General features: G+C 67.7%; 15 protein-coding genes. 5 read left to right on the plus strand and 10 right to left on the minus strand.

Annotated elements, in window-relative coordinates; translation table 11 throughout:
- Positions 1 to 101 precede the first annotated feature (101 nt).
- The gene (gene mprF, locus IT41_RS06135; RefSeq protein ID WP_081967478.1) at positions 102 to 2750 is read left to right on the plus strand and encodes a bifunctional lysylphosphatidylglycerol flippase/synthetase MprF; all 2649 of its coding nucleotides are present in this window, start codon (positions 102 to 104) and stop codon (positions 2748 to 2750) included.
- Here mprF and IT41_RS06140 read toward each other — a convergent pair.
- Genes IT41_RS06140 through IT41_RS06155 form a run of 4 tightly spaced genes read right to left on the minus strand, consistent with a single transcriptional unit; the run spans position 2747 to position 6334 of the window.
- Positions 2747 to 3868 carry an ABC transporter permease gene (locus tag IT41_RS06140; protein ID WP_036739496.1) on the minus strand — a complete coding sequence of 374 codons (1122 nt, stop codon included), beginning with the start codon at positions 3866 to 3868 and terminating at the stop codon, positions 2747 to 2749. The genes mprF and IT41_RS06140 overlap by 4 nt on opposite strands.
- On the minus strand, positions 3865 to 4764 hold the full coding sequence (locus IT41_RS06145) for an ABC transporter ATP-binding protein (protein WP_036739497.1): 900 nt from the start codon (positions 4762 to 4764) through the stop codon (positions 3865 to 3867). The genes IT41_RS06140 and IT41_RS06145 overlap by 4 nt, the downstream gene beginning before the upstream one ends.
- Positions 4761 to 5702 carry an HlyD family secretion protein gene (locus IT41_RS06150; protein WP_036739498.1) on the minus strand — a complete coding sequence of 314 codons (942 nt, stop codon included), beginning with the start codon at positions 5700 to 5702 and terminating at the stop codon, positions 4761 to 4763. The genes IT41_RS06145 and IT41_RS06150 overlap by 4 nt, the downstream gene beginning before the upstream one ends.
- Positions 5699 to 6334 (minus strand): CerR family C-terminal domain-containing protein, encoded by a 636-nt coding sequence (locus IT41_RS06155; protein WP_036739499.1) that lies wholly within the window; start codon positions 6332 to 6334, stop codon positions 5699 to 5701. The genes IT41_RS06150 and IT41_RS06155 overlap by 4 nt, the downstream gene beginning before the upstream one ends.
- Positions 6335 to 6495: 161 nt before the next feature.
- On the opposite strand from IT41_RS06155, the gene IT41_RS06160 reads away from it, so the two are divergent.
- Entirely contained in the window at positions 6496 to 8136 is a 1641-nt protein-coding gene (locus IT41_RS06160; RefSeq protein WP_036739664.1) for an FMN-binding glutamate synthase family protein, read from the plus strand.
- Between the two features lie 10 nt (positions 8137 to 8146).
- Here the strand turns inward: IT41_RS06160 and IT41_RS06165 are convergent, their stop codons facing one another.
- The 6 genes from IT41_RS06165 to IT41_RS06190 all read right to left on the minus strand — a co-directional run bounded on the left by IT41_RS06165 (position 8147) and on the right by IT41_RS06190 (position 15085).
- Positions 8147 to 9778, minus strand: a complete 1632-nt coding sequence (locus IT41_RS06165; protein ID WP_139221631.1) for an ABC transporter permease — start codon at positions 9776 to 9778, stop codon at positions 8147 to 8149.
- A gap of 70 nt (positions 9779 to 9848) precedes the next feature.
- Positions 9849 to 10829, minus strand: coding sequence for an ABC transporter substrate-binding protein (locus tag IT41_RS06170; RefSeq protein WP_036739502.1), 981 nt, complete (start codon positions 10827 to 10829; stop codon positions 9849 to 9851).
- Positions 10830 to 10863: 34 nt separating this feature from the next.
- Positions 10864 to 11412, minus strand: coding sequence for a histidine phosphatase family protein (locus tag IT41_RS06175; protein ID WP_052081299.1), 549 nt, complete (start codon positions 11410 to 11412; stop codon positions 10864 to 10866).
- Positions 11406 to 12482 (minus strand): MBL fold metallo-hydrolase, encoded by a 1077-nt coding sequence (locus IT41_RS06180; protein WP_036739503.1) that lies wholly within the window; start codon positions 12480 to 12482, stop codon positions 11406 to 11408. The genes IT41_RS06175 and IT41_RS06180 overlap by 7 nt, the downstream gene beginning before the upstream one ends.
- Complete coding sequence (locus IT41_RS06185; RefSeq protein WP_074948054.1) at positions 12479 to 13594, minus strand: ABC transporter ATP-binding protein; 1116 nt, start codon at positions 13592 to 13594, stop codon at positions 12479 to 12481. Before IT41_RS06185 ends, IT41_RS06180 begins: the two co-directional genes overlap by 4 nt.
- Before the next feature lie 456 nt (positions 13595 to 14050).
- Positions 14051 to 15085, minus strand: a complete 1035-nt coding sequence (locus tag IT41_RS06190; RefSeq protein ID WP_139221632.1) for a LacI family DNA-binding transcriptional regulator — start codon at positions 15083 to 15085, stop codon at positions 14051 to 14053.
- Between the two features lie 141 nt (positions 15086 to 15226).
- Here IT41_RS06190 and IT41_RS06195 point away from each other — a divergent pair, with 141 nt between their 5' ends.
- The 3 genes from IT41_RS06195 (at position 15227) to IT41_RS06205 (ending at position 19223) form a co-directional block, all read left to right on the plus strand.
- Complete coding sequence (locus IT41_RS06195) at positions 15227 to 16174, plus strand: dihydrodipicolinate synthase family protein (protein ID WP_036739504.1); 948 nt, start codon at positions 15227 to 15229, stop codon at positions 16172 to 16174.
- A 60-nt stretch (positions 16175 to 16234) separates the two neighbouring features.
- Entirely contained in the window at positions 16235 to 17233 is a 999-nt protein-coding gene (locus IT41_RS06200) for a TAXI family TRAP transporter solute-binding subunit (RefSeq protein ID WP_036739505.1), read from the plus strand.
- A gap of 88 nt (positions 17234 to 17321) precedes the next feature.
- Positions 17322 to 19223, plus strand: coding sequence for a TRAP transporter permease (locus IT41_RS06205; RefSeq protein WP_036739507.1), 1902 nt, complete (start codon positions 17322 to 17324; stop codon positions 19221 to 19223).
- The last annotated feature ends 123 nt before the right edge of the window (positions 19224 to 19346 follow it).

The following is a 19346-nucleotide window of genomic DNA, read 5'->3' on the forward strand; positions in this document are numbered from 1 at the left end:
CAGATAGGCTGTTCGCCGCCCTGCTGCGGGTGTATCTGACCAGCGCAAGCGGCTGAGCCCGGAAACGGGCGGCCAGGCCACAGAGGAAAGAGCAGGCAGAATTGACCACGCCCGACGGCAGCGCCACACTGACCGAGCGTCCCGGCAGGGACAGCCCCGATCCGCGCCGGCGCGATCCGCGCGGCTCCGGCCGGGGCAGGCTGCGCGCCATGCTGCCCTATCTGCTGGCGCTGGCGCTGTTCGGCGCCGGGATCCTGGCGCTGTACCGGCTGCTTGGCCCGGTCGATATCCTTGCCGTCGCGGATCAGATCGCCAGCACGCCCTGGCATGTGATCGGCGCAGCCACGGCCGCCACCCTGGCCGGCTATGCCTGTCTGGCCTGTTACGACTGGTCGGCGCTGCGCCATATCGGCAAGCGCCTGCCGCCGCCGGTGGCGCTGATGGGCGGCTTTCTGGCCTATGCCTTCGGCAATACCATCGGGCTGACGGCGGTCTCGGGCGGGGCGGTGCGCTGGCGGCTTTATTCCGGGCTGGGGCTTGACGGCTATGACATCGCCGCCGTCTCGACCTTTACCTCGGTCGCTTTCGGGATCGCGGCGACGCTGGTCGGGCTGACGGCGCTGGCGGTGCATCCGACGGCGCTGGCCTCGCTTTTGCCGCTGGGCGCGCCCCTGGTGCGGCTGCTGGCGATCCTTGCGATCGCGGCGATCCTCGGGCCGCTGATCTGGGCCTCGGTCACCCGGCGGCAGCAAAGGATCGGCCGCTTCACGATCAGCGCGCCCTCGCCCGTCAGCATTCTCGCGCAGCTGCTGATCAGCATCGGCGATATCGGCTTTTCCGCCCTGACGCTGTATCTGCTGCTGCCCGGCGGAGCACCGGATTTCCTGAATTTCCTGGCGATATTCGCCGCCGCCACCATGGCCGGCATCGTCAGCCACGTGCCCGGCGGCGTCGGCGTGTTCGAGACGGTGATCATCGCCGCGCTCCCCTCCTCGGCCGGGATCGACAAGATCGCGGCGGCGCTGCTTTTGTTCCGGCTGATCTATTACCTCGTGCCCTTTGCCGTGGCGCTGGTCCTGCTGGCGCTGTTCGAGGCCTGGCGCGCCGTCGCCGCCGACCCGCGCCTGACCCGCATCGGGCGGCTGTTCACCGCCACCGAGCCGGCCTTTCGCGCGGTCGAGCCGCTGGCGCCGCTTTTGCTGGCGGTCATGGTCTTCGGCTCGGGCCTGTGGATGTCGCTGTCTTCGCTGCTGCCGCCCTTTACCGAGGCGGCCGAGACCGCCGAGGCGCTGTTTCCGCTGGCCTTCGTCGAGGGCTCGGCGCTCTTGGGCAGCGCGCTTGGCGCCCTGCTGATCGTGCTGTCGCTGGGGCTGGTGCGGCGCAGCCTGGGGGCGCTGTGGCTGACCGTGCTGGCGATGCTGGCCGGGGCCGCCGTCTCGCTGGCGCAGAATATCGAGACAGAGCAGGTCCTGTCGCTGATCCTGGGCGTTGCGATCCTGATGCCGTTCCGCGGCGCCTTTCACCGCCGCTCGCTGCTGACCCATTCGGCGCTGACGCCGGGCTGGGTGGTGCTGTTGCTGGCGGCGATCCTGGGCGTCGGATTCGTGCTGTTCTTTGCCCATAAGAGCACGCCCTATGCGCATGAATTATGGTGGCAGTTCGCCGCCGACGCGAATGCGCCACGGGCCCTGCGCTCGGGGCTGCTGGCCAGCCTGCTGGTCGGCGCGGGGTCGCTGTTCCTGCTGCTGCGGACGCCGCGTTTCCGCCCCCAGCCCCCCGGCGAGGACGATCTGGCCACCGCCCGCGACATCGCCATGGCCAGCGACACGCCCGCCGCCTGCTTCGCGCTGACCGGCGACAAGACGATCATGATTTCCGACGACCGCAAGGCCTTTGTGATGTTCGGCGTCTCGGGCAATTCATGGCTGGCCTATGGCGCGCCCGTGGGCCCGGCCGAGTCCGCCGAGGAGGTCGCCTACAGCTTTGTCGATACCGCGCGGCGCGACGGTGCGCGCGCGGTGTTTTACCAGATCGGCCCGAAAAGCGTGCCGCTGATGCTGGATCTGGGCATGACGCTGCACAAGATGGGCGAAGAGGCGGTGATCGATCTGAGCCGCTTTTCGCTGGACGGGCCCAGGCGCAAGAAACTGCGCGCGGCCCATAACCGCGCCCTCCGCGACGGGCTGACGCTGGAACTGCTGGCGCCGCCCCATGACCACGGGCTGATGCTGCGGCTGCGGGCGATCTCGGACGAATGGCTGGCGGCCAAGAAATCGCAGGAGAAAAGCTTTTCCGTCGGCCGCTTTCACCGCCGCTGGCTGGACCGCTGGCCGCTGGTCGTGGTCCATCACGAAGGCACCCCGGTCGCCTTTGCCAATCTGCTGATGACCGACAGCCGGACCACCTGCAGCGTCGATCTGATGCGCCATGCCGCGCGCGCACCGGCCGGCACGATGGAGTTCCTGTTCACCGAACTGATGCTGCGGATGAAGGCGCGGGGATTCGGCCGCTTCTCGCTGGGCATGGCGCCGCTGTCGGGCCTGTCGCCGCAACGCAGCGGCCGGCTCTGGGACCGTTTCGGCGACATCGCCTATCGCCATGGCGGCGCCTTCTACAATTTCGAGGGGCTGCGCGCCTTCAAGGCCAAGTTCGATCCCGAATGGGTGCCGCATTACGTCGCGACCCCTTCGGGCATGCCGCCGCTGCTGCCGCTGGCCGATGCCGCAAGGCTGATCGCCCGGGGCGGCTAATCCAGCGTCCGCCGAAAGCGCAGCAGCGCCAGCGCGCCAAAGATCAGCACGAACAGGCTCAGCGCGGCCAGCGGCCGGGCGACATCCGCGTAGCCCGCGCCCTTCAGCATCACGCCCCGGATCAGACGCAGGAAATGGGTCAGCGGCAGGACCTCGCCCAGCATCCGCGCCCAAAGCGGCATGCCGCGAAACGGAAACATGAACCCGGACAGCATGATCGAGGGCAGAAAGACAAAGAAAGTCAGCTGCATCGCCTGCATCTGCGTCCGCGCGGCGGTCGAGATCAGATATCCCAGGATCACCAGTGCCAGCACAAAGACGAAGATCCCCGCCCCGAGCAGCCAGAAGCTGCCGACAAAGGGCACCCCGAACAGCCCGCGCGCGGCGACCAGCACGACCGCCACCTGCACCGCGCCCACCGCCATATAGGGCATCACCTTGCCCAGCATGATCTCGGCCGGCGTCGCGGGCATGGCCAGCAGGTTCTCCATCGTGCCGCGCTCGATTTCCCGGGTCAGCGCCATCGAGGTCATCATCACCAGGATCATCTGCAGGATCACCCCCATCAGGCCGGGCACGATATTGTACTGGGTGAGCCCTTCGGGATTATAGCGGCGATGCACCACGATATCGACCGGCGGCGCGGCGCCCGAGGTCGCGCCCAGCTCGCGGCTCAGCGCATCCGCCGCCACCGTGCCCAGGGTCGAGATCGCCCCCGAGGCGACCGAGGGATCGGTGGCATCCGCCTCGATCAGGATCTGCGGATCCTCGCCGCGCTGCACCCGCCGCCCGAAATCCGAAGGCACGGTGACGACAAAGGACACATCCCCGCGCGCGATCAGCGCCTCGGCCTCGGCGGCCGTGGCGGCGGGATGGCGGAACTGGTAATAGCCGGTCAGTTCCAGCGCCGAGACCATGGCGCGGGTGAACCGGTCCTGCGTCGGCGCGACCAATGCGGCGGACAGATGCTTGGGGTCGTTGTTGATCGCATAGCCGAACAGCAAAAGCTGCATCAGCGGCACCGCCAGCATCATCGCGAAGGTGACGCGGTCGCGGCGCATCTGGATCATCTCCTTGACCAGCAGCGCGCGCAGGCGGGACAGGGACAGCAGGGTCATGCCATGTTGTCCTCGCTCTGCTCCATCAGGCGGATAAAGACATCCTCGAGGCTGGTCTGCGTGGGCCGGAACTCCACGCCCGCCGCGCGCAGCGTGCCCTCAAGCGCCGCGCGGTCGGTGCCGGTGACATGCAGCGTGGCGCCGAAGGGCGCGATCTGCTCGACGCCGGGCGCGCCAGAGAGGCGGCTGGCGATCAGACCGGGGCGCGCGCTGGTCACGGTATAGGTGACCAGCCCCGCATCCTCGATCACCTGTGCGACCGAGCCCCGCGCGGCCAGCCGGCCATAGGCGATATAGTTGATCCGGTGGCAGCGCTCGGCCTCGTCCATGTAATGGGTGCTGACCAGCACGGTCAGGCCGCGGGCGGACAGGGCGTGAATCTCGTCCCAGAATTCGCGCCGCGCCTTGGGATCGACGCCGGCGGTCGGCTCGTCCAGCAGCAGCAGTTGCGGCTGGTGCATGATGCAGGCGGCCAGCGCAAGGCGCTGCTTCCAGCCGCCCGACAGGCTGCCCGCCAGTTGCCCCCTGCGCGAGGTCAGGCCCAGATCCGCCAGCGTGTCGCGCACCGCACCGGGCGGCAGCCCGTATAGCCCGGCCACGAAATTCAGGTTTTCCGCGATCGAGAGATCCTCGTAAAAGGAAAACCGCTGCGTCATGTAGCCGATCTGCCGCCGGATCGCGCCCTGCTGGCTGCAGATGTCATGGCCCAGCACCCGGCCGCTGCCCGCATCCGGCGTCAGAAGCCCGCAGAGCATGCGGATACAGGTCGTCTTGCCCGACCCGTTTGGGCCCAGGAAACCCGCGATCTCGCCCTTTTCGACGACCAGCGAGACGCCGTCGACCACCTTGCGGGCGCCAAAGCTTCGGGTCAGGCCCTGCACGTCGATGACATTCATGGCGACAGCGCCACATCGACGATCTGGCCGGGCTTCAGCGCCTCGCCGTCATCGGGGCGCGCCTCGATCAGATAGACCAGTTTCTGGCGGTTCTGCAGCGAATAGATGACCGGCGGCGTGAACTCCGCCTTGTCCGAGACATAGGTGACGGTGGCCGCGCCGTCCCGGCAGCCGTCGCAATTCACCCGCAGCCGGTCGCCGACCTTGACGCGCGCGATTTCGGCCTGCGGAACGTAAAGCCGCAGCCTGACCGCACCGTCGGGCAGATAGGACAGGACCGGGGCCGATGGGCCGGCCAGTTCGCCGGGGCGGCGGATCAGGTCGAACACCACGCCCGGCGCGGGCACGGTCAGGCTGCGCCGATCCAGCTGCCAGCTTGCCGCCTCCAGCGCGGCCATGGATTGCTCGACCCCGGCGCGGGCCGCCCTGATCTCCTGCGGGCGGGCGGGCAGGCGTGCCACGGCCAGTTCGGCCTCGGCCTGGGCGACGCGGGCGCGCGCGACCTCGACCGAGGTGCGCGCCTCGTCCAGCTGCGCCTGCGAGGTGACGTTGCGGCTGCGCAGGCTTTCCTGGCGGGCGACCTCTTTCTCGGCCTCGGCCGCCTGCGCCCGGGCCGAGGCCAGCGCCGCCTCGAGCACGCGGATTTCCTCGGGGCGGCTGCCCTCCTGCAGGTTGGCCAGCTGGTTCTCGGCCTGCGCCAGCGCGCCGCGCGCCTGCGCCACGGCGATCTCGGCGTCGCGGGTCTCCATCACCGCGACCACCTGCCCGGCGGCAACCCGATCCCCGCGCGCCACCGGCAGGTCCATGAGCTGCGCCGAGACCAGCGGCGAAATCAGCACATATTCGCCCTCGACATAGCCGGTGGCGAAAGGGGGCGGCGCGCCGCAAGCGCCGAACAGGGCCGAGATCAGCGGCATGGCGCAGATGAAACCGATCATGCCGCCGCCTGCAGAATCGCATGCAGATTGGCCACCATCCGGTCGGCGATGGCCCGCGCCTGCGCCTCGTCATAGCCCGTCCAGCCCATGCGGCGGCAGATCAGCGGCTGGCCAAGGCGAAAATAGATCGCCTGCCCCAGGATCGAGAACACCAGAAGCCTGGTGTCCTCATCCTCGGGATCGCGGCCGGTCGCCATGGCGGTCAGCGCGCAAAGCTCGCGGTGCTTGTGGACGAAGAAACGGTCATAGAGCAGGTCCAGCGCCGGCCCCTCTTCGGCCATTTCGCGCAGCACGAAGCTGACGATATCGGCCGCCCCGGGCGCGCGCGTGAGAAACATCGCCAGCGCGCGCATCATCGCGGCAAGCCGCGCCGTTGCCTGCCCGGCCGGCATCGGCGCGGGCTCTTGCGGCGGGCCGGCGACTGCCGCGATCCGGTCAAGCACCTCTTCGGCGCAGGCCAGTCGCAACGCCTCCTTGCCGCCGAAATGATAGGCGATCGAGGCGACATTGGTGCCCGCCCGCGCCGCCAGCGCCCGGGTCGAACTGGCGGCGAATCCGTCGCGGCCGAACTGGTGCAGGCCGGCGGCGATCAGCGCGGCACGGGTATCGCGGGGGGTGGAATCATCGCTCATGCCCGCATTTAATCAAACGATTGATTAAATTTCAAGCCACCAGATGCCCGGCGCGGTACCGGCATGTCATGGAACCGAAGTTTGACAAATGCATTCTTAACCAAGACATCATAGGGTTATGCGAACAGGCTCCCGGCCGGACAGCGAGGCAGTTGGTCATCATGAAAAACCTTCCCCAGCTCAAGCATTACACGATCTTTGGCCTCTGCATCGTGCTGACCGTGGTCTTGTTCGGACTTTACGCCTGGGGCTGGGGCTGGACGCTGATTCCCGCCATCGTCGCGCTGGCGCTGGTGCTTCTGGGCGTCCGCGACATCGTGCAAAAGCGCCACGCCGTGCTGCGCAACTACCCGATCATCGGCCATATGCGCTTCATGCTCGAGGATATCCGCCCCGAGATCCGCCAGTACCTGATCGAAAGCGACAGCGAGGAACTGCCCTTCTCGCGCGAGGCGCGCAGCCTCGTCTATCAGCGCGCCAAGGGGGTCGAGGACAAGAAACCCTTCGGCACCTCGGAAAGGATCTATGAGGCGGGCTATGCCTGGGTGACGCATTCGGTCGCGCCCAAGGTCATCACCAACAGCGATTTCCGGGTCACCGTCGGCGGGCCGGATTGCCGCCAGCCCTATTCCGCCTCGCTTTACAACATTTCGGCCATGAGCTTCGGCGCGCTGTCGCCGAACGCGATCATGGCGCTGAATCACGGCGCGAAAATGGGGAATTTCGCCCATGATACCGGCGAGGGCGGGATCAGCCGCTATCATCGCGAACATGGCGGCGACCTGATCTATCAGGTGGCCTCGGGCTATTTCGGCTGCCGGACGCCGGACGGCAAGTTCGACCCCGAGAAGTTCCGCCAGCAGGCGCTGGACCCGCAGATCAAGATGATCGAGATCAAGCTGAGCCAGGGCGCCAAGCCCGGCCATGGCGGCATGCTGCCGGCAGGCAAGATCAGCCCCGAAATCGCCGAGGCGCGCGGCATTCCGATGGGGGTGGATTGCATCTCTCCGCCGTCGCACAGCACGTTTTCGACGCCGGTCGGGCTGATGGAGTTCATCGCGCAGCTGCGCGACCTGTCCGACGGCAAGCCGATCGGGTTCAAGCTGTGCATCGGCCACAGGCGGGAATTCATGTGCATCGTCAAGGCGATGCTCAAGACCGGAATCACCCCGGACTTCATCGTCGTGGACGGCAAGGAGGGCGGCACCGGCTCGGCGCCGCTGGAATTCGCCAACCGGGTCGGCATGCCGATGCTCGAGGGGCTGAACTTCGTCCATAACACGCTGCGCGGCGCGAACCTGCGCCAGCACATCAAGCTGGGCGCGGCGGGCAAGATCGTCAGCGCCTTTGACATCGCGCGCACGCTGGCGCTTGGCGGCGACTGGTGCAATTCGGCGCGCGGCTTCATGTTCGCGATCGGCTGCATCCAGTCGCAATCCTGCCATACCAACGAATGCCCGGTCGGCATCGCGACGCAGGACCCCCTGCGCCAGCGCGGGCTCGAGGTCGGGACCAAGGCGCTGCGGGTGGCGCGGTTCCACAACAACACGCTGCACGCCCTGGCCGAGATCGCCGGCGCGGCGGGGCTGACCGATCCGCTGGACTTCCTGCCCTATCACTTCATGTTCCGGCCCCGCGACGGCTCGTTCAAGGACGGCAACGAGGTCTTTCCCTATCTGCCGCACGGCTTCCTGCTGGCCGAGGAACCGAATCCCGAATTGCGCGATTGGCACAAGCGTTGGGGCCGCGCCTCGGCCGATACCTTCGCCCCCGCCGAAATCCCCGAGGGGCGTTTCGCCTGACCCCGCGGGGCTATTGCGCCTGCCAGGGCAATGTGCCGGGCGGCAGCCCGCGACCGAACCGGCCAAGCAGCAGCACCAGAACGCCGACCAGCGCCAGCGCCATGACCGACAGCGCCGCGGCGCCGGTCGAGTTCCCCTCGTATTGCATCGAGAATATCTGCACGCCGATCGTCTCATGCCCCGCCGACCAGAGCAGCGCCGACAGGGTCAGCTCGTTGATCGCGGTCATGAAGACCAGCATCGCCCCGGCCATGGCCGCCGGCAGCAGCGCCGGCGCCGCGATCAGCAGCATGCGGCGCATCGCCCCCGCCCCGGCGATCCGCGCCGCCTCGTCCAGCGCCGGATCGGCGGCGATGATCGCGGCCTCGACCGGGCGCAGCACCATGGGCAGGAAACGGCCCAGATAGGCGATCAGCAGAATCGCCGCCGTGCCGTAAAGCGAAATCCCGATCAGCGGCAGCGGCGGCAGATAGGTCAGGATCATCGCCAGCGCCAGCACCGTGCCCGGCACCACGAAACCCGCCTCCGCCACGCCGCTGACGCCCCGGGCCAGGCGGCTTTTCGCGGTGACCGACAGCCAGGCCAGCGCGATGCTGACCAGCGCCGAGATCGCCGCCGCCAGCCCCGCCAGCAGGAACGAATTGGCGAAGGCGCGGCGAATGGCGGGATTGGCCAGCGCCGCCTGAAAGTTCTGCAGGCTGGCAGTATCGGGGCCGAACGCCACGCCAAGCGCCGGCACCAGCGCGGTGGTCAGCAGCGCCATGATCGGCAGCACCGCCAGCCACAGCAGCACCAGCCAGACCAGAACCACCGGCAGCCATGACCAGCGGCCCGGCGCAAAGCCCTGAAACCGGGCGCCGGCGGCCAGCGGCACGGCCAGCGCGCGCAGGATGATCTGGCGCAGCGCCAGCGCGGCGGCGGCCATCAGCACCAGAACCAGCGCCATGGCGGCGACGCGGCCGATCACGCCCGGCCCGAAGCCGTTCAGCCGCTGATAGATCAGCGTGGTCAGCACCGGGAACCGCCCCGGAATGCCCAGCAGCGCCGGCACGCCGAAATTGCCGACCGCAGCGGCAAAGGCCAGCACCGCCCCCGCCGCCGCGGCTGGCAAGGTCAGCGGCAACACGATGCGCCGCGTGATCCGCCCCGCCGAGGCACCCGCGATCCGCGCCGCCTCGACCAGATCGGCGGGGATGGCCGACAGGCTGGCGCGCACGGCGATAAAGACCAGCGGCATATGCTCCAGCCCCATCAGCCAGGCGACGCCGGCGCCGGAATAAAGCGGGTTGGGCCTGCCCGGCGGCGGCGCCAGACCCAGGGGCGACAGCACCGCCGAGCTGCTGCCCATCAGCTCGATCCAGGCCAGCGCCATGATCTGCGACGGGATCAGCAGCGGCGACAGCGCCAGAAAGCCGATCACCGCACGGCCCGGCATGCGCAAAAGCCCGGTGGCCAGCGCCAGCGCCATGCCCAGCACCGTCGAGACCACGACGGACCCGGCCGAGGCCGAAAGCGTGTTCCAGAAGGCGCGCTGAAAGGCGCGGCCGCCCAGCGTCTCGGCCAGCAGACCAAGCGCCTGCCCCTCCTCGCCCGGGGCCAGCGCCAGCGCGAACAGCCTGAGCAGCGGCCAGAGCCCGGTCACCGCGACATAAAGGGCCAGAAGGGCGGCGATCCACAGAACGCCGCCCGGCAGGCCCCGCCGGTCAGCCCGATCAGCCGCCGAAGAGGTCAGCGAATTGTTCCTTGTTGGCCTGATCGTCGGCCATCAGTCGGGCGGCATCCAGCGGCAGGATCTTCAGGCTGTCCAGCGCCGGATAGCCCTCGGGCGGGGAAACGCCCTCGATGATCGGGAAATAGCCCTGCGCCACCGATTGCTCCTGCGCGGTTTTCGACAGCTGCCAGTCGACGAATGCGCGGGCGGCCTCTTCGTTATCGGTGCCCTTGACGATGGCGACCGGCTGGGTGATCGCACTGACGCCCTGATCGGGCCAGACGAAATCGACCGGAGAGCCGTCGGCCTTGGCATTCATCGCCATGTATTCGATGATGATGCCATAGGCCTTTTCGCCGCGCGCGACCGCCTCGATCACGGTGCCGTTGCCCTGCCCGGCGACCGCGCCATTCGCGGCCAGTTCCTCGTAGAAGCCCCAGCCGAATTCCGGCTGCTGCGCCATGGTGCCGACATGGATCACGGCGGCGCCGGAATAAAGCGGGCTGGGCATGATCAGCGAGCCGGCCACCTCGGGCGCGCGCAGATCGTCCCAGGATGCCGGCGCATCCTGCACCATGCCGGTATTGTAGACGATGCCGGTGGTGATCAGCTTGGTGCCGAAAAAGGTCTTGTCGGGGTCGACCACATCGGCCGGGATGCCGTCCAGCGGCGCATCCGCATAGGCCAGCAGCCGGTCGTCATTCTTGAGCTGGGTCATCGCGACCGCATCGGCGATCAGCAGCACATCGGCCGGGGTCGCGCCGGCGGTGAACTCGGCCTGCAGCTTCGACATCAGTTCCGTCGTGCCGGTGCGGAAGATCTCCACCTGCACATCGGGATAGTCCTTGTTGAAGGCCTGGACCACGGTGGCCATCTGCTCCTGCGGCTGAGAGGTATAGACCGTGATCGCGCCCGAGGGCTGGGCAAGGGCGGGCGTGGCCCCGGCCAGCAGGGCAAGGGCGGCATTGCGCAGATGTTTCATCCTGAGGATCCTTTCCTGAGCGTTCCGCTGTTCCCTAAAGCGTCGGTTTGAAACATTCGTGACATTGCCAGCCGCCTGCGACCGGCCGCCACATCACGATCTGCGCATTCACGAGGCGCGGCGGCGGCGTCCCGGCCAGCAGGCTGTGCAATTCGCGCGCGGTGCCGGAATGGGCGACGATCAGCAGCGGCCGCGACAGGTCGATCCCGGCAAAGCCCGCGCGGATGCGGGCCGCGAAGTCTGCCGGCGATTCGCCGTCCGGGGGCGTCTCGTCGCGGCGCAGCATGGCGCGCGGCAACCCCTCCCAGGCGCCCCAGTCGCGTTCGGCCAGCGCCGGCAGGACGCAGGGCGTCAGGCCCAGCATCGCGGCTACGGGCTGCGCGGTCTGGCGCGCGCGCAGCATGGGCGAGACGACGATCCCCGCCAGTTCCGTGCCAGCCAGATATTGCGCCGCCTGCCGCGCCTGGTTGATGCCGGTCGGGTTCAGCGGCAGGTCGGTCCGGCCGCAGATCACATCCTCGGCATTGGCCCGCGTCTCGCCGTGGCGCAGAAACAGAAAGGCACCGGCGGGAAGCGTCACCATGCCAGCACGGGCCCCGTCGCCCAGCCGGTCGCGGGAAAGGCCGACGCCAGCGCGGAACGCTGCGCGGAGGATGCAAAGGCGGGCATGACATGGCGCGCGCCGCATTGCGCCAGCATCCGCGCCAGTGTCGCGCGGTCGGGATGGACGTTCCAGCGCCGCCAGGTGACACGGCCCTGCTCCAGCCATGCGGCGGCGGGCGAGCCGCGCGAGACATGGCCGGTGAGCACCACGGGAACGCCGGTCGCCAGCGCGCGCGGTCCCAGATGCTGCGACAGCCCGCTGCCGCAATTCGCGCCCGCCGCAACCATCACGCCGCGCAAGGCGCTGTCCCGCTGGAGCCGCGCCGCGCGCGCCAGCAGCCGCGCCAGATCCCCGGCCCCGCCCGGCCGCAGCCAGCCGTCATGGCCGGTCAGGATTTCGGCGGTTGCGCGGATGTGATCACAGATCTCGACCTCGTGCCCGGCATCCAGAAAGGCCAGCGCCATGTCCAGGCCGCGCCCCGCCGGGGGCGCCGGCAGCAGGCAGGGCCGCGCCCCGGTCTCGGCCAGCAGTTCCGCCCGCTGCCCGACCAGATCGGCCGTATCCGCACCATATGAGGCATCCAGCACCGCCGCCGCCGCTCGAGGCAGGGGGCTGGCGGGAAACAGCCCGCCCTCGGCGCTGTAATCGCCGCTGTAAAGCAGCCCTCCGGCGCCGCCGATCCGTATCCAGACCGCGCCCGGCGCATGGCCCGCAGGCCCGGTCAGGATCGCCAGACCGTCGATATTGCGCAGCGCCGACAGATCGCCCGCATCGCGCAGCGCGGCCTCTTGGGCCAGCGCGCGCACGGGCGCGGTGGCATAGACCGGCGGATTGCCGACCCTGTCCAGCCAGTCGAGCGAGCCGACATGATCCGCATGCCCGTGCGAGATCAGCACGGCATCGACCGGCCCCACCCCCGCCAGATCGGGCCGCGCACCGTCATCTGGCCCCCGCCCCAGATCCAGAAGCAGCCGCGTGCCGTCCATTTCCAGCAGGAAACAGGCCGGTCCCTTGGCGTCGAAGCCGGCCAGCGCGGTCAACTGGCTCATGCCGGCAGGCCGTCGCGCGCCCGGGGCGCGTGCGATGCGTTTCGCGAACCGGGTGCGACGCCCTCGTCATCCTCGCGCGGCAGGAGCCAGCCGCCCCGGATCGCCAGCCGGATCGCATCGCCCTGTCGCGCGGGCGCATCCAGCCGCACCGAGACGGGAACCGCCTCGGGCAGCGCATCCAGAATGACGTCGGCCACGTGATAGCCGTCCTCGAACCGGGTCGAGGCGACACGCGCCGGCACCCCCTCGGCGGCAAGCGACAGGTCGCGGGCATGCAGGCACAGCCATGCTGGGCCCTGCGCCACCTTGCCGGGCACCGCGATACGATGCCCGCCGATGCGGATGCCGGCGCGGCCATCGGCATCAAGCCCCTCGGCCGTCACCGGCAGCGTCCGGCCCTGTCCGACAAAGCGCGCCACCATCGGGCTGGCCGGGCGGTCGAACAGATGCTGCGGCGCGGCAAGCTGCTGCAGGCGGCCCCGGTCCATGACGCCGACCGTATCGGCCACCGCCATCGCCTCGTTCTGGTCATGGGTGACAAAGACCATGGTGCAGCCGGTCGCGGCATGGATGCGGCGGAACTCGGCCAGCATCGACTGGCGCAGATGCGCGTCCAGATTGGCCAGCGGCTCGTCCAGCAGCAGGATGCGCGGCCGCGCGGACAGGCTACGGGCCAGCGCGACGCGCTGGCGCTGGCCGCCGGACAGCTCGTGCGGCTTGCGCCCGGCCATCTGCGTCAGCCCGGTCATGCGCAGGGATTCGGTCACACGGGAGTCGCGCTCGGCCCGGCTCAGACGGTTCAGGCCAAAGGCGATATTGCCCGCCACCGTCATATGTGGCCACAGCGCATAGGACTGGAACACCATGCCCAGCCCGCGCGCCTCGGGCGGCACGAAGCGGCCCGGCGCCGCCACCGTCCGGTCGTCCAGCCGGATGGCGCCGCTGTCCAGACGCTCAAGCCCCGCGATCAGGCGCAGAAGCGTGGTCTTGCCGCAGCCCGAGGGGCCAAGCAGCGCGACGAAACGGCCGGATTCGAACGTGGCGGTCACATCATCGACCGCGCGGGTCTGGCCGAAGCTGCGCGAGACATTGTCAAAGGAGATGCTGGTCATGCCACGCCCCTAAGGCGGAATTGTGACGGCAGGATGACAGATGCCGCGCCACGGGCGGGGGCCGCGACAGGTGCATCAGGGTCACCTGAGAATGCATCACGACCGATCCTGGCATGCGCAGGGTCCATGTTCGAGAACAGATTGAGAGGCTTTGCCGGGATCTGGCAAATCACCTGCGAAAGCTCGAGCCTGCCCGTCCCCTTGCGTCCTGTCTGCCGATCGAGAAGACCCCGATCGTCAGCCCCGGGGCCCCGACATTGAAGCCTGAAAGTCAGAACGTCGCGATATCCGACGCCGTACGCACCGATGTCGCGCGGCGGCTTCGTCCAGTGCCGTTTTTTGCCGCGGGAGCGCCAAAATGACACCAGCATCAGCGATGCGACGCTTCGATCCGGGCCGCCAAAGCCGCCGTTCGAGATTGGGGCAGCTATTCGGCATCTGGAGAAATCGCATGGTTTACCTGTCGTGCCTTGCGGTCGATTGCCTTGGAATGAGGGTGGGCGCCACGACACGCATGCGCTCGCGTGCCGGCGGTTCGTCGGCAAGGAATAGTTCCAGCGCCGCGGTGGCGATCTGGTCGAACGGCACGCGCACCGTCGTGAGCGGGATGGGCAGCCGGCTCACAATCGGGATGTCGTTGTACCCCACCAGTGAAACATCGCCCGGTACGGCAATGCCGCGCTTTGCCAAGGCCGAAAGCGCGCCGATGGCCGTGTTGTCATTGATGGCGAAGATCGCGCTTGGTGGGTGTTGCAGTTCCATCAGATAAGCCGCCGCCTCGGCACCGGATTCGATGCTGAAGGTTGACGGCGCGAGCAATTCCGGGCGGATCGGCAGGCTGGCTTCTGTCATGGCGCGGCGAAAGCCCTCGGCCCGCCCGCGGGCGCTGCTGGCATATTCCGGGCCGGTCAGCAGGGCGATATCACGATGCCCGAGGTCGATCAGGTGGCGCGTCGCCAGATAGCCGCCCAACCGGTCGTCGCCGACCGCCGCGAGGCTGTCGCCGTCGTGACGCAGGGCGAGGACATGGCGCACGCCGCGCTCGGTCAGGTCCCGGGTGAAGTCGCTGCCCTCGCGGGCTGTCGACAGGATCAGCCCGTCGACCCCGCGCTGCAGCAGCGCCTCGGCGGCGCGGCGGTCGGCCTCGGGGTCGTCATCGGTGGTGGCGACGATGGCGAACTGGCCGGCCCGGGCGGCGGCCCGGGCAAGCGCCTCGTAGAGCATCGCCATCACCGTGTCGGTCAACCGCGGCACGATCACCCCGATCATGCCGGTGCTGCCGCGCCGCAGGCTGGCGGCGGCCACGTCGCGGACATAGCCCATCTCGCGGGCGATTCGCCGCACGCGCGCGGCGGTCTCGCTGTCGGACTTAGGAAGGCGTTCGTCCAGCATCCGCGAGACGGTCGATTTCGACACCCCGGCTTCGCGGGCGACATCGTGCAGCGTCACGCGCGCCTTTGAACTCAATGACTTGTCGTCGTCCTGCGCCAAACCCGGCCTCCTGACATTCCCTGCCCATGTCTTACCACTTGACCGAAATCCCTTTCAATGTATATTTGGGAACGTTCCCGCAATCGTTCCCAAAAAGCTCGCGGGTTCCAAATGTAACGGTTCGCATTGGAGGAGACTGATATGCAACCCATGGATCTTCGCGGCCTCAGCCCGGCCCCCGTCACCGCCTTCACCCGCGATGGCGAAGTCGATCACGAGGCGAATGCAAAGCTGGCGAAATGGCTGATTTCGATCCCCGGCGTCAAATCGCTGGTCATTCTGGGCCATGCCGGTGAAGGCACGTTCCTGACCGAGAATGAGCGCCTGGCCCTGATCAACACCTATGCCGAGGCCGTTGACGGCGCCGTGCCGATCATTGCCGGCATCACCGGCGAGGGCACCAAAGTCGCAGCCGAGGAGGCCAAGAAATGCGCCGCCGCCGGTGCGACCGGCGCGCTGGTCTATCCCAACCACGGCTGGCTGCGCTTCGGCTTCCAGAAGGGCGCGCCGCAAAGCCGCTACAAGGCGATCTGGGAAGAATCGGGCCTGCAATGCATCCTGTTCCAGTACCCGGCCACGACCAAGGCGAATTACGACCTGGACACCCAGCTTGATCTGGCCACCCAGGAAGGCGTCGTCGCCACCAAGAACGGTGTGCGCGACATGAAGCGCTGGTACACCGAGATCCCGGAACTGAAGAAGGCCAATCCCGATCTGCAGATCCTGTCCTGCCATGACGAATGGCTGCTGCCCACGGCCTTCGATGTGGACGGTTTCCTGGTCGGCTATGGCAATATCGCGCCGGAACTGCTGCTGGATCTTCTGGCTGCCGGCAAGGCGCAGAACTACACCGAGGCCCGCAAGGTATTCGAACGCCTGCTGCCGGTGACCAAAGCGGTTTATCATCGCGGCTCGCACATGGAGGGCACGGTGGCGCTGAAGCTGGGGCTGGTCAAACGCGGCGTCCTTGACCATGCGACGATCCGCGAGCCGCTCAAGAACCTGGGCGAAAAGGCCGAGCAGGAAATCTTTGCCGCCTTCGACGCTGCTGGTATCGGTCAGGCACAACTGCTTGAAGCCGCCGAGTAAGCCGGTCTGGTCTCTGCGGGCGACCCGCAGGGACCACCACCAAACAGGGGAGGAGAAGAGATGTTCGACACGATCGGCAAGACGTTTCGAAAGACCCTGCTGACCGGAACCATCCTGGCTTTGGGCACCATGTCGCTGTCAGCGGATCCGGTGCGGGTGGGCGCGATGCGCGAAGGCTCGTCCTGGTATGTGTTCGCGGCGGCGCTGGAGCAGTTGATCGAGCCCGTTCTGGGTTCGAACAGTGTCGAGATCATCGCCCGCGGCGGCGGTGTCGCCAATCCGATGGTGGTTCAGATTGGCAAGGCGGATATCGCGCTGTCCAATACAGCCACCGCTGTCTGGGCTTATGAGGGTAGCGATCTTTACGAGGGCATGTCCGCGCCGGATATCCGGGCGCTCGTCGGTGGGCTGAACGATGTCTATATCGGCGTCATCGCGCGCGAAGCCTTTCTGCAAAAGGCAGGCAGCCGGGATCTGAAGGACATCCTGCAAGCCGAGATTCCGGTTCGCGTGGTGATCAAGCCGGTCGGATCGTCCGCAGTGCCGGCGGCTGAACTGATCTTCCGGTCATTGGGGACAAGCACCCGGCAGATCAGGGAGAAGGGCGGCGATGTCGTGCAGCTTGGCACCAGCCAGATCGCGGATCAGCTGCGCAATGGCGGGGCCGATCTTTATATCGACACGATGATCAAGGGCCACCCCACCATCACCGAGGTTGCCCTGACCACGGATGTGGCGTTTCTTGACCTGCCCGACGAGGCGCAAAAGCTGATGGCCGAAAACGGCATGACCATCGGCACCTATGGTCCCTGGTTCGATGGCCAGCCCGAGGCCACCATCGGCGCCAATCTGGGCACGGTCCTGATCGCCAGCGACAAACTGGACGAGGAAACCGCCTACCGGATCACCAAAACGATCATCGAAAATGCGGATGCGCTGAAAGCCTCGCACGGCGCATGGTCGCGCTTTGATCCGGCCAAGGCGATGCTGCCCGAAAAAACCGGCATTCCGCTGCATCCGGGCGCCGCCCGCTATTACAGCGAAGCCGGCCTTATGTGACTCGCGCGGCCGGCGCGCATCCGTGCCGGTTCTCCTGCGTGCCGCAACCGTGCGGCGCCTCACTCTGCGCATTTCCGAGGAGGAGATCATGTCCGCAGAACCCCAACGCTCCCCCGCTCGATCTCTGGCCTTCATCGCCGGCGTGGCACTGATCCTGTTCCAGGGCTGGCTCCTGTTTTCGCCCCAGCAGCCGCTGTTCGAGCGCCCCATCCATCTGGGCCTGGCAATGGTCCTGCTGTTTCTCTACCGGCCGCTTGAGGCGCCGCATTTGCCGCGCGGGTTGCGAATTGCGGTCGATGCGATCCTGATTGCCGCATCCGTCGCCGTCACCGCCTATTACCTGATCGGGTTCGAGCGGCTGACCACAAGGATGGAAAATGTCGCACCGGTCCTGCCGGTCGATATCGTCGCGGGGATCGCGCTGGTCCTGTTGCTGCTTGAGGGGGCGCGCCGGGCGGTGGGCATGATCCTTGTCTGGGTGCTGCTTGCATTCATTCTTTACGGCTTCTGGGGGAACCTGTTGCCGGGCTGGTTGAGCTTCAGTGGCTTCAGCCTTGATGCCGCGGTTGAGATCACCACCATGACGACCGCGGGCGTGCTTGGCGTCACCACCTCGACCTCGGTCAGCTTCATCTTCTATTTCATCCTGTTCGGCGCGTTCTACGCCGCGGTCGGCGGCGGGCAATTGTTCATTGACCTCGCGATCCGGGCCGCCGGGCGGGCCACGGGCGGAACCGCCAAGGCCGCGATCATCGGCTCCAGCCTGATGGGCTCGATCTCCGGCAGTGCGGTTGCCAATGTCGTCTCGACCGGCGTCTTCACCATTCCGCTGATGAAGCGCACGGGTATCGTGGATCACCGCGCGGCCGGGATCGAGGCCATCGCCTCGACCGGCGGGCAACTCATGCCGCCGGTGATGGGTGTCGCCGCCTTCGTCATGGCAGAGATGCTGGGCATACCTTATGTCGAACTGGCGATCGCGGGGCTGATCCCGGCCATTGCGTTCTATCTGGCGCTGCTTCTGGTGGTCGATCTGTCTGCCCGGCGGGACGGCGTGCGGGCAATGACCGCCGACGAGGTCGCCGCGACCGATCCCGTGCTGCCGCGTCTGCACCTGATCCTGCCGCCGCTGGTGCTGATCGCGCTGCTGGTCTCGGGCTATTCCGCCGCCTATGCAGCGGTAATCGCCTCGGGATCCTGCCTTGTCGTTCCCTTCCTGCGCAAGGGCACCTGGATCGGCCGCAAGGAACTGGCCGAAGCCCTGCGCGAAGCCCCGCGCCAGGCCGCCGAGGTCGCGGTGCCGATCGCCGCCATCGGTCTGGTTATCGCCGTCGCGATCCAGTCGAATCTGGCGCTGAAATTCGCGGGCTCGCTTCTGGCGCTGTCCGACGGATCGGTCTATGCCTCGCTGGGCCTGGCGATGGTGGGCTGTATCGTGATGGGCATGGGCCTGCCGACGGTCGCGGCCTATATCATCGGCGCGGTGCTGTTCGTGCCCGCATTGCAGGACCTGGGGATTGCGCCGCTGGCCGCGCATTTCTTCATCTTCTACTATTGCGTGCTGTCGATGGTGACGCCGCCCGTTGCGCTTGCCTCGTTCGCGGCGGCCGCGGTGGGCAAGGCCTCGACCGTCAGGACCAGCATTTCCGCCTTTGGTCTTAGCCTGGTGGCGTTCTTCGTGCCTTTCGCCTTCGTCTTTGACATGGGCGTTCTGGCTCAGGGCGATGCGGGGCAGATCACGCTCAGCGCCATCGGGCTGCTGGCATCGACCTCGCTTTGGGCGGTGGCGTTCGGCGGCTGGTGCGGGCGTCCGCTTAGCTGGGTGTCGCGTGCGCCGATCGGACTGGCCGGGCTCATCGCCGTCATCGCACCCTCGGGCAGCGTCACATGGCTGGCCGCCCTGGCCCTGGGCTGGGGAATGGCAATGGCCATGGCGATGCTGTCGCGGTCAAGGACAGTGCCGATGCTGTTCGTCAAACCGGCGGAATAGTCCCTCCTGCACCGCCGATGCGGTGGCCCTGCATCGTCCAAAATCCAGCAATGCCGGCGGCCGGATGGGCTGCCGGCACTCTATTATGTTGATGCAGCGCAAATGACAGTGCCCTCGCCAAAC

The sequence above is a fragment of the Paracoccus halophilus genome, from assembly GCF_000763905.1.
GTDB lineage: Bacteria > Pseudomonadota > Alphaproteobacteria > Rhodobacterales > Rhodobacteraceae > Paracoccus > Paracoccus halophilus.

Coding starts and splice junctions, on each gene's coding strand:
- IT41_RS06140 (WP_036739496.1), bottom strand. CDS start 3,868: ATGACCCTGCTGTCCCTGTCCCGCCTGCGCGCGCTGCTGGTCAAGGAG.
- IT41_RS06145 (WP_036739497.1), bottom strand. CDS start 4,764: ATGAATGTCATCGACGTGCAGGGCCTGACCCGAAGCTTTGGCGCCCGC.
- IT41_RS06150 (WP_036739498.1), bottom strand. CDS start 5,702: ATGATCGGTTTCATCTGCGCCATGCCGCTGATCTCGGCCCTGTTCGGC.
- IT41_RS06155 (WP_036739499.1), bottom strand. CDS start 6,334: ATGAGCGATGATTCCACCCCCCGCGATACCCGTGCCGCGCTGATCGCC.
- IT41_RS06160 (WP_036739664.1), top strand. CDS start 6,496: ATGAAAAACCTTCCCCAGCTCAAGCATTACACGATCTTTGGCCTCTGC.
- IT41_RS06170 (WP_036739502.1), bottom strand. CDS start 10,829: ATGAAACATCTGCGCAATGCCGCCCTTGCCCTGCTGGCCGGGGCCACG.
- IT41_RS06175 (WP_052081299.1), bottom strand. CDS start 11,412: ATGGTGACGCTTCCCGCCGGTGCCTTTCTGTTTCTGCGCCACGGCGAG.
- IT41_RS06180 (WP_036739503.1), bottom strand. CDS start 12,482: ATGAGCCAGTTGACCGCGCTGGCCGGCTTCGACGCCAAGGGACCGGCC.
- IT41_RS06185 (WP_074948054.1), bottom strand. CDS start 13,594: ATGACCAGCATCTCCTTTGACAATGTCTCGCGCAGCTTCGGCCAGACC.
- IT41_RS06195 (WP_036739504.1), top strand. CDS start 15,227: ATGCAACCCATGGATCTTCGCGGCCTCAGCCCGGCCCCCGTCACCGCC.
- IT41_RS06200 (WP_036739505.1), top strand. CDS start 16,235: ATGTTCGACACGATCGGCAAGACGTTTCGAAAGACCCTGCTGACCGGA.
- IT41_RS06205 (WP_036739507.1), top strand. CDS start 17,322: ATGTCCGCAGAACCCCAACGCTCCCCCGCTCGATCTCTGGCCTTCATC.